The organism is Verrucosispora sp. SN26_14.1 (assembly GCF_004307965.1).
In the GTDB taxonomy this organism is placed as follows: Bacteria; Actinomycetota; Actinomycetes; order Mycobacteriales; family Micromonosporaceae; genus Micromonospora.
The window spans coordinates 1-7919 of the sequence record NZ_SISL01000280.1 but is presented as its reverse complement, the minus strand read 5'-3'; the positions used below and the strand labels follow the sequence as shown (position 1 = coordinate 7919).

At 73.1% G+C, this 7919-nt stretch carries 8 protein-coding genes; 4 read left to right on the top strand and 4 right to left on the bottom strand.

Going from position 1 to position 7919, the window contains the following annotated elements:
- Positions 1-282: 282 nt before the first annotated feature.
- Both panB and EYA84_RS21625 read right to left on the bottom strand, forming a co-directional pair.
- The gene (panB, locus tag EYA84_RS21630; RefSeq protein WP_131054874.1) at positions 283-1128 is read right to left on the bottom strand and encodes a 3-methyl-2-oxobutanoate hydroxymethyltransferase; all 846 of its coding nucleotides are present in this window, start codon (positions 1126-1128) and stop codon (positions 283-285) included.
- Between the two features lie 111 nt (positions 1129-1239).
- Positions 1240-3021 (bottom strand): NAD+ synthase, encoded by a 1782-nt coding sequence (locus tag EYA84_RS21625; RefSeq protein ID WP_131054873.1) that lies wholly within the window; start codon positions 3019-3021, stop codon positions 1240-1242.
- 205 nt (positions 3022-3226) lie between these two features.
- Here EYA84_RS21625 and glnA point away from each other — a divergent pair, with 205 nt between their 5' ends.
- Positions 3227-4576: a type I glutamate--ammonia ligase gene (gene glnA, locus EYA84_RS21620; RefSeq protein WP_131054872.1), complete on the top strand. Its 1350-nt coding sequence runs from the start codon at positions 3227-3229 to the stop codon at positions 4574-4576.
- A 98-nt stretch (positions 4577-4674) separates the two neighbouring features.
- Positions 4675-5100: a DUF350 domain-containing protein gene (locus EYA84_RS21615; protein ID WP_131054871.1), complete on the top strand. Its 426-nt coding sequence runs from the start codon at positions 4675-4677 to the stop codon at positions 5098-5100.
- A gap of 60 nt (positions 5101-5160) precedes the next feature.
- Here EYA84_RS21615 and EYA84_RS21610 read toward each other — a convergent pair whose 3' ends face one another.
- Together EYA84_RS21610 and EYA84_RS21605 are read right to left on the bottom strand one after the other, a co-directional pair.
- On the bottom strand, positions 5161-5661 hold the full coding sequence (locus EYA84_RS21610) for a hypothetical protein (protein WP_131054870.1): 501 nt from the start codon (positions 5659-5661) through the stop codon (positions 5161-5163).
- Between the two features lie 134 nt (positions 5662-5795).
- Positions 5796-6671: an LD-carboxypeptidase gene (locus EYA84_RS21605; RefSeq protein WP_131054875.1), complete on the bottom strand. Its 876-nt coding sequence runs from the start codon at positions 6669-6671 to the stop codon at positions 5796-5798.
- A gap of 193 nt (positions 6672-6864) precedes the next feature.
- Here EYA84_RS21605 and EYA84_RS21600 point away from each other — a divergent pair, with 193 nt between their 5' ends.
- The gene (locus EYA84_RS21600) at positions 6865-7632 is read left to right on the top strand and encodes a type 1 glutamine amidotransferase (protein WP_131054869.1); all 768 of its coding nucleotides are present in this window, start codon (positions 6865-6867) and stop codon (positions 7630-7632) included.
- On the top strand, positions 7632-7919 hold a 288-nt coding region (locus EYA84_RS21595; protein ID WP_131054868.1), incomplete at its 3' end, for a hypothetical protein. The genes EYA84_RS21600 and EYA84_RS21595, both read left to right, overlap by 1 nt.

The window sequence follows — 7919 nt, the reverse complement described above, 5'->3', positions numbered from 1 at the left end:
GGGTCGGGGTGGCCGAGGGCGGCGCGACCGTGGCGGTGGGGGGTACGGCGGACGGGGCGGTGTCGGCGGCGGTGTCGGCCGAGTCCCCGCCGCAGGCGGTGAGCGCCAGCAGGCAGGCGCACGCCAGGGTCAGGACGGAGGTGTGCATTCGCTTCACGGGCCGGTACGTTAGCCGCCTTCCGCAGATCCCGCTGCCCGGTTCCGACGGTGCCGCCGCAGGGACGGGCAGGTCGGTGGGCGTGTCACGGCCCGTGCGTGCGTCCACGGGCCGTGACGGTCCGCTCAGAAGGTGTGTTCGGCGCCGGGGAACTCCCCGCCGCGTACCTCGTCGGCGAAGCGCCGGGTGGCCTCGCCGAGCACGCCCGCGAGGTCGGCGTACCGCTTGACGAACCGGGGCGTCCGGCCGGTGCGCAGCCCCGCCATATCCTGCCAGACCAGCACCTGGGCGTCGGTCTCCGGGCCGGCGCCGATGCCCACGGTCGGGATGCTCAGCTCCGCGGTGATCCGTTTGGCGACCTCACCGGGCACCATCTCCAGCACCACCGCGAAGGCGCCCGCCTCGGCCACCGCCCGCGCGTCGGCGATCACGTCCTCGGCGGTGTCGCCCCGGCCCTGCACCCGGTAGCCGCCGATGGTGTGTTCGCTCTGCGGCGTGAACCCGATGTGCGCCATCACCGGGATGCCGGCGCCGACGACGGCGGCGATCTGGTCGGCGCAGCGCCGGCCGCCCTCCAGCTTCACCGCGTGGCAGCCGCCCTCCTTCATGAACCGCACGGCGGTCCGCAGGGCCTGGGTGGGGCCCTCCTCGTACGAGCCGAACGGCAGGTCACCGACGACGAGCGCCTGGCGGGTGGCCCGGACGACGGCCCGGACCAGCGGCAGCAGCTCCTCGGCGGTGATCGGGAGGGTGGTCTCGTAGCCGAACACGTTGTTGGCGGCCGAGTCGCCGACCAGCAGCACCGGGATGCCGGCGGCGTCGAAGATCGAGGCGCTGTACTGGTCGTACGAGGTGAGCATGGGCCACTTCTCGCCGCGTTCCTTGGCGGCGATCAGGTCGCGGGTGCGGACCCGTCGGGTGACCGGGCCGCCGTAGAGGGCGGTCACCTCGGTCGGGGTGGACTCCACCATGACTGTCTCCTTCCTCGAGGCCGCGTACGCGGTCCCCGGGCTCTGCCGCGATCGTCGCACCGGCGGCCCCGGTCGCGGCAGAGCGCAGTGGAGGATGTCACTCGCCGGTGGTCAGCCGTCCTCGCGCCACCGGTTGGTGATCGGCAGCCGCCGGTCCCGCCCGAACGCCTTCATCGAGATCTTCGCCCCGGGCGCGGACTGGCGGCGCTTGAACTCGGCGGTATCCACCAGCCGGAGCACCTTGTCCACCACCGCCGGGTCGTGCCCGGAGGCCACCAGGCCGTCGCGGCCCAGGTCGCCGTCGATGTAGCCGATCAGGATCGGGTCGAGGACGTCGTAGTCGGGCAGCGCGTCGCTGTCGAGCTGGCCGGGGCTCAGTTCGGCGCTGGGCGGCTTGCCGATCGAGTTCTCCGGGATAGGCGGCGTCCCGCCCCGCCGGGTCGCCTCGGCGTTGCGCCAGGTGGCCAGCCGCCAGACCAGTGTCTTCCAGACGTCCTTGATCGGGTTGAAGCCGCCGACCGAGTCGCCGTAGATGGTGGAGTAGCCGACCGCCAGTTCGCTCTTGTTGCCGGTGGTGAGCACCAGGTGGCCCTCCTGGTTGGACAGCGCCATCAGGATGACGGCGCGTACCCGGGCCTGGAGGTTCTCCACCGCCACCCCGGAGAGCGACATGTTCGCCAGGAAGGTGTCCACCATCGGTTGGATGGGCTCGACCCGGTAGTCCAGGCCGGTGCGCTCGGCCAGGTCGGCGGCGTCGTCGCGGCTGTGCCCGGAGGAGTGCTGGCTGGGCATGGAGAGGGCGACCACCCGGTCGGGACCGAGCGCGTCCACCGCGATGGCGGCCACCACGGCCGAGTCGATGCCGCCGGAGAGCCCGAGCACCACCGAGGGGAAGCCGTTCTTGTCGACGTAGTCACGCAGGGCCAGGACCAGGGCCTCCCACACCTCGGCCTCGTCGGCGACCGGTTCGACGATCCCGCCGTGGACCGGCGGGCCGTCCGGTGCCGGGGGCAGGGTGTCGATCGTGCCCCGCACCATCCGCAGCCCGCCGGTGAGTGCGGCGCCGTCGCGGGCACCGCCGAGGGTGGCGCCCGGACCGCTGCCCGTCTCCGGCAGCTCCACGTCGTGCACGAGCAGGTGCTCCACGAACTGCGGCGCGCGGGTCAGCAGCGTGCCGTCCGCCGCGACGATCATGGAGTCGCCCTCGAAGACCAGCTCGTCCTGGCCGCCGACCATGTTGACGTACGCGATGGTCGCCTCGGCCTCGGCGGCGCGCCGGCGGACCACCGGCAGACGCAGGTCGTCCTTGTTCAGCTCGTACGGCGAGCCGTTGATGCTGACCACCAGCCCGACCCCGGCGTCGCGGGCGGCGGCGAACGGGCCGCCGGCCTGCCACAGGTCCTCGCAGATGGTCAGCGCCACGTCCACCCCGCCGAGCCGGACGACGGTCAGCGTGTCGCCGGGCACGAAGTAGCGGTCCTCGTCGAAGACGCCGTAGTTGGGCAGGTGGTGCTTGAAGTAGGAGACCACCACCTCGCCCCGGTGCAGCAGGGCGGCGGCGTTGCGGGCCCCCCGGCCCGGCTCGGCGTCCGGGCTGACCTGGGGCGGGCCGTCGGCGTCGAGGTAGCCCACCACGACCGGCAGGTCACCCAGCCCGTCGGCGGCCAGGTCGGCGGCGAGGCGGCGCAGCGCCGCCTGGGACGCCGCGACGAAGGAGCGCCGGAACACCAGGTCCTCGACCGGGTAGCCGGTCAGCGCCAGCTCCGGGAAGAGCACGAGTCCGGCTCCGGCGTCGGCGGATCTCCGGGTCCACGAGCGGATCATCTCGGCGTTGCCGGCGATGTCGCCGACCCGGGGGTTGACCTGGCACAGCGCGAGACGCAGGGTGGGCATGTCCTCATCTTGCCCACGGTGGGCGGACTCGACACGTGGTGTCCGCGCAGACCACGCCACCCGGCGACCGGGGGTCGGGACTGGGCGGGACGCAGTGGCCGCGGGTCGGTTAACGTCTGCGTAATCGGGTCGGTGGAGACTGGTCGGTCAGGTCGGGTAATCACCGTCCGAAGCCGGACATAGCGTGTCGCGGAAGGTTGGGGCAGTGGACCGTCAGCAGGAGTTCGTCCTCCGCACGCTCGAAGAGCGGGACATCCGTTTCGTCCGGCTGTGGTTCACCGACGTGCTCGGCACGCTCAAGAGCGTCTCCGTCGCCCCCGCCGAGTTGGAGGCTGCCTTCGAGGAGGGCATCGGGTTCGACGGCTCGGCGATCGAGGGCTTCGCCCGGGTCTTCGAGTCGGACATGGTCGCCATGCCCGACCCGACCACCTTCCAGGTCTTCCCGTTCGAGGGCGGGGTCAGCGGCGAGAGCGCCCGGATGTTCTGCGACATCCTGCTCCCCGACGGCGGGCCCTCCTGGGCCGACCCCCGGCACGTGCTGCGCCGGGCGCTGTCCCGGGCGGCGGAGAAGGGCTTCACCTTCTACACCCACCCCGAGATCGAGTTCTTCCTGCTGGAGAACGGCCCGATGGACGGCAGCGTCCCGGTGCCGGTGGACAGCGGCGGCTACTTCGAGCACACCACGCACGCGGTGGCCCGCGACTTCCGCCGCCAGGCCGTGCTGTCGCTGGAACGGATCGGCATCTCGGTCGAGTTCAGCCACCACGAGGTCGCCCCCGGCCAGCAGGAGATCGACCTGCGCTACGCCGACGCGCTGACCACCGCCGACAACATCATGACCTTCCGGCACGTGGTCAAGGAGGTGGCGCTCTCCACCGGCGTGCAGGCCACCTTCATGCCCAAGCCCTTCACCGACCAGCCCGGCAGCGGCATGCACACCCACCTGTCGCTGTTCGAGGGGGAGCGCAACGCGTTCCACGACGCGGGCGACCCGATGAAGCTCTCCAAGGTGGCCCGGGCGTTCATCGCCGGGCTGCTGGTGCACGCCCGCGAGTACACGGCGGTCACCAACCAGTGGGTCAACTCCTACAAGCGGCTCTTCCCGCAGGCGTTGCCGGACCGGGTCACCGAGAGCCCGGCGTACGTGTGCTGGGGGCACCTGAACCGCTCCGCGCTGGTCCGCGTCCCGGCGTACGGCAAGCCGAACTCGGCCCGGGTGGAGGTCCGCTCGCCCGACTCGGCCGCCAACCCGTACCTCGCCTTCGCGGTGCTGCTCGGCGCCGGGATGAAGGGCATCGAGGAGGGGTACGAGCTGCCGCCGGGCGCCGAGGACGACGTCTGGTCGCTGACCAGCGCCGAGCGCCGCGCCATGGGGTACGAACCACTGCCGGAGAACCTCGCCGAGGCGATCGACGTGATGGCCGGCTCGGAGCTGGTCGCCGAGGTGCTCGGCGAGCACGTCTTCGACTTCTTCCTGCGTAACAAGCGGGCCGAGTGGGAGCAGTACCGCCGCGAGGTCACCCCGTACGAGCGCCAGCGGTACCTGTCGCTGTAGGACCGCCACCACCGCCCGGGCGGGCGTTGCGCGGTGCCGCTATCGTCTCGATCACCGTGCCGGCGCCCGCCGGCCGCAGACGGTGGGGGAGGCAGTCGGTGCTGGAGGATCTGCTCAGCGGAGCCTGGCAGAGCGTGGTGTTCGGGGTGGTCGGGGTCGGGCTGATGGCCGCCGGTTTCGTCCTGGTCGACCTGCTGACCCCGGGCAAGCTGCGGGACCTGATCTGGATACGCCGCAACGCCAACGCCGGCCTGCTGCTCGCCGCCAACCAGCTCGGCGTCGCCGGGATCGTCTTCACCGCGATCCTGACCAGCTACAGCGACTTCGCCAAGGGGCTGGCCTCGACGATCCTGTTCGGAGTGATCGGCCTGGGCATCATGGCGCTGGCCTTCTTCGTGCTGGACCTGCTCACCCCCGGCAAGCTGGGCGAGGTGATCTGCGCCGACGAGCCGCACCCGGTCGCCAAGGTCAGCGCCGCCACCCACTTCGGTGCCGCGCTGATCGTCTGCGCCTGTATCGCCTGAGCCGGCACGCGTCAGCACGACCGTGGGGCGGCATCCGACCGGATGCCGCCCCACGCGGTGTCACTTCCCGCCGGTCCCGCCGGGGCCGCCCCGACCGGCCCAGCCGCCCGGCCCGCCGAACACGCCGGCCTCCACGGCTGCGGTGATCGCGTCGGCCTGCTCCTGGGTGAGCTTGCCGTCCTCGACCGCCTTGGCCAACCGCTCGGTCAGCGCCTCCGTACGGTCCTCGGGGGAGCCCTTCGGTCCCCGGTCCCCGTCGGGACGCTCGCGACCCTCGCCGTCCGGGCGACCCTGCGGCTTGTGCTCCTCACGGAGCTTCTCCAGCGCCTCGGTGACCTTCTCGGTGGGTACGCCCAGCTCCTCGGCCAGGGACTCGGCGAACTTCGCCCGGTGCGCGCCCGGCTCCGGCCGCTTCTCGTCCTGCTGCTCGGCGCTCGCGCTGGCGCTGGGGGTGGCCTTGTCGTCGGCGAGCGCCACCGTGGGGGCGGCGATCCCCACGCCGAGGACACCCGCGGCGGCCAGCCCGGCCAGCAGGTGCTTCTTCGAGATCGTGCGGGACATCGGTCCTCCAACTCGTCGGTGATGCGATGACGTCACCGACAGTGACCAGCCTGGCTGGGGTCGAGCCGTGGCAGACCTGTCAGCGAGCTGGCAATCGCGCCGCGAATACCGGATGAACCGGACTTTCGGGTCGTTCAGTGGACAGCTGGGTCCACGGTCACCGTGCCGGCGTCGGCGTCGAGGACGGCCCGGGTGCCCACCGGCACACTGAGCTGACCGGGCCCGTGCCCGACCGGCAGCCCGCCCAGCACCGGTACGCCCAGGTCGCCCAGACGTTCGGTGAGTACGTCGGCGACGCTCACCGGCCAGCCGTCCGCGCAGTCGGTGAACTGGCCCACCGCCACCCCTGCCAGCCCGTCCAACGCGCCCGCCCGACGCAACTGGGTCAGCATCCGGTCGACCTTGTAGGGCGGCTCCTGCACGTCCTCCAGCAACAGCACCGCCCCGCTCAGGTCCGGCATGTCCGGGGTGCCCACCGAGGCCACCACCAGGCAGAGGTTGCCGCCCAGCAGTCGGCCGACGGCCCGGCCCGAGGTGCGTACCGGGAAGGTGTCCTCGGTCTCGACCGCGCGTACGGTCACCGGCGCGGTGGTGGTCAGCGCCGCGTGCAGGGACTCGGCCGACGCCAACGGCGTGCGCTCGTCCCGCCACGCCGCCCCCGGCCCGTGCACCCCGGCCAGCCGGGCGCCCCGCCACAGCGCCAGTTGCAGCGCGGTGATGTCGGAGAACCCGGCCACCACCTTGGGATCGCGGCGCACCGCCGCCATGTCGATCGCGTCCACCACCCGCTGTGCGCCGTACCCGCCCCGGGTGCAGATCACCCCGCGCACCGTCGGGTCGCCGAAGGCGGTGTTCAGGTCGGCCGCCCGCTGCGCGTCCGTGCCGGCCAGGTAGCCCTGCCGCGCGTACACGTGCGGGGCGGGCACCGGCCGCAGGCCCCAGCCGGTGAGCAGCTCGATGCCCCGGGCCACCCGTTCCGGACGGGTCGGCCCGGACGGCGAGACCAGCATCACCGTGTCGCCGGGGCGCAGCGCCGGCGGGCGTACGACGTGATCGGGTGCGGTGTGGTGGGACACAGCGGCAGAGCCTAGTGCGGTGTCCAGGAACGTCCACCGGACCTCGCCGCGACACCGCCGACGTTCCTGGACACCGCACCGGTCCCGCGCGCCGGGCCCGTCGGCCGGACCGGATAGCCTCGACGGCGTGGCTACCGCGTTGGTGATCGAGAACGACCCGACCGACGATGCGCGACGGCTCGGCGAGTGGCTGACCGAGGCCGGTCTGGAGCTGTCGGTGTCCCGCCCGCACGCGGGCGACCCGCTCCCCGCCGACCTCGACGGGTACGCCGCGCTGGTGGTGCTCGGCGGCGACCAGCAGGCCTACCCGGACCCGGACGGCAAGCCCGGCGCGTCCTGGCTGCCGGCGGTGGAGGGGCTGCTCCGCAAGGCCGTCCGGCACCGTGTCCCGACACTCGGGGTCTGCCTCGGTGCGCAACTGCTCGCCACCGCGCACGCCGGCACGGTCGAGCGCAGCCGCTCCGGGCCGGAGGTGGGGCCCGCCGTGGTCGGCCGGCGTGACGCCGCCGAGAACGATCCGCTGTTCCGGTACGTCCCGCTCATCCCCGACGTGCTCCAGTGGCACACCGACGAGATCACCGAGCTGCCGGCCGGTGCGACCCTGCTGGCCGCCTCCACCCGCTTCCCGCACCAGGCGTTCCGCCTCGGCGACCGGGCCTGGGGCCTCCAGTTCCACATCGAGTGCGACGCCGACATGATCGCCGAGTGGGCGACCGACTCGGCGGTGCTGGCCGAGCTCGACTACGACCCGGAGCTGGTGGTCGCCGCCTGCGCCGCGGTGCTGGCCGACGTGGAGGACGTCTGGCAGCCCTTCGCCGCCAGGTTCGCCGCCCTGGCCCTGGGCGAACTGGACGACAGCGGGTCGCGCCGCACCCTGCCGCTGCTCGGGCACTGATGGGCCGCCCGAGCAACGCCACCGGCCGGCTCGCCCGGTACGGCTTCGGCATCACCGACGACGACCTCGGCGCCCGCGCCGCCGACCTGCTCGGCCCGGACGGGCTCGACCTGTGGCGCCCGCAGACCCAGGAGCCCACCGGCGACCAGGCGCGGGAACTGCTCACCGCGCTGTCCCGGGCCGCCGACCCGGACCTGGCGCTGCGCCAACTGCACCGGATGGTCGAGGCCGAGCGCCGCGCCCTGGCCGGCACGAACGGCGGCACCGGTGCGGCGGTACGCCAGCGC

Bases quoted from the DNA above. Each gene is read 5' to 3' on its own strand.
- panB (WP_131054874.1), bottom strand. From the start codon at position 1,128: ATGGTGGAGTCCACCCCGACCGAGGTGACCGCCCTCTACGGCGGCCCG.
- EYA84_RS21625 (WP_131054873.1), bottom strand. From the start codon at position 3,021: ATGCCCACCCTGCGTCTCGCGCTGTGCCAGGTCAACCCCCGGGTCGGC.
- EYA84_RS21605 (WP_131054875.1), bottom strand. From the start codon at position 6,671: ATGCTGGTCTCGCCGTCCGGGCCGACCCGTCCGGAACGGGTGGCCCGG.
- EYA84_RS21610 (WP_131054870.1), bottom strand. From the start codon at position 5,661: ATGTCCCGCACGATCTCGAAGAAGCACCTGCTGGCCGGGCTGGCCGCC.